The sequence below is a fragment of the Streptomyces sp. NPDC059668 genome, assembly GCF_042734135.1.
In the GTDB taxonomy this organism is placed as follows: Bacteria; Actinomycetota; Actinomycetes; order Streptomycetales; family Streptomycetaceae; genus Streptomyces.
This window is the reverse complement of sequence record NZ_JBHWEL010000164.1, coordinates 1-1078: the sequence shown is the minus strand read 5'-3', so window position 1 is coordinate 1078 and position 1078 is coordinate 1. Positions and strand designations below refer to the sequence as shown.

Annotated in this window: 1 protein-coding gene; it reads left to right on the top strand. The window is 77.5% G+C overall.

The features are described from left to right. The first annotated feature begins 100 nt into the window (after window positions 1-100). A complete protein-coding gene (gene otsB / locus ACFV2J_RS42605; RefSeq protein WP_385443880.1) occupies window positions 101-976 on the top strand; it encodes a trehalose-phosphatase in 876 nt (291 codons plus the stop codon). Window positions 977-1078: the final 102 nt, after the last annotated feature.

Genomic DNA, 1078 nt, shown 5'->3' with positions numbered 1-1078 from the left:
GCCCGCCCCCCCCCCCCCGCCCCGGGGACGGGACGGGTCGGGGCGGCGGGGGCGAGAGAACGGCGGGTGCGTTCGGGGGCGGCGCCGATAGGGTCGGCGTATGGGCAGTCATGCGGAATCACCGGAACCCCCCGAGACCACGGACACCGTCCCGACACCGGCGACCACCGCGGGACGGGACGGGCTGCAAGCCATCCTCACGCACCCCGCCCGAACCGTGATCGCACTCGACTTCGACGGCACCCTCGCCCCCATCGTCCCCGACCCCGAACAGGCCCGCGCCCACCCCGCCGCGGTCCCCGCCCTCGCGGCCCTCGCCCCGAAGGTCGCCTCCGTCGCCGTCGTCACCGGCCGCCCCGCCGGCGTCGCGGTCCGCCACGGCGGCTTCGCGGGTGTCCCGGGCCTCGACCACCTGGTCGTCCTCGGCCACTACGGCGCCGAACGCTGGGACGCCCGCACCGGCACCGTCAGCGCCCCCGCTCCCCACCCCGGCGTGGCCGCGGTCCGCGCCGAGCTGCCGGGAGTCCTCGACCGGGCCGGCGCCTGGCACGGCACCTGGATCGAGGAGAAGGGCCGCGCGGTCGCCGTGCACACGCGCCGCGCCGCGGACCCGCAGGCCGCCTTCGAGTCCCTGCGCGAACCCCTCGCCGACCTCGCCACCCGGCACGGCCTGATCGTCGAACCGGGCCGGATGGTCCTGGAGCTGCGGCCGCCGGGCATGGACAAGGGCGTCGCCCTCCTGGAGTACGTCCGCGAGGTCGGCGCCGAAGCCGTCCTCTACGCGGGCGACGACCTCGGCGACCTGCCCGCCTTCGCCGCCGTCGACAAACTCCGCTCGGACGGCGTCCCGGGCCTGCTGGTGTGCAGCGGCAGCTCGGAGGTCGCGGAACTCGCCGAACGCGCCGACCTGGTGGTCGACGGCCCCGCGGGGGTCGTCGACCTGCTGAGGGCCCTGGCCGGCCGGCTGGACCGGTAGCCCCGTCCCGGGGGGGGCCGCCCGCGCCCCCCCGCCGCCGGGGGGGGGGTCTTGAACAATAACTCACACCACCAGACCCCCCGGTAGCGGGGGAGGGTTGTG

Coding starts and splice junctions, on each gene's coding strand:
- otsB (WP_385443880.1), top strand. CDS start 101: ATGGGCAGTCATGCGGAATCACCGGAACCCCCCGAGACCACGGACACC.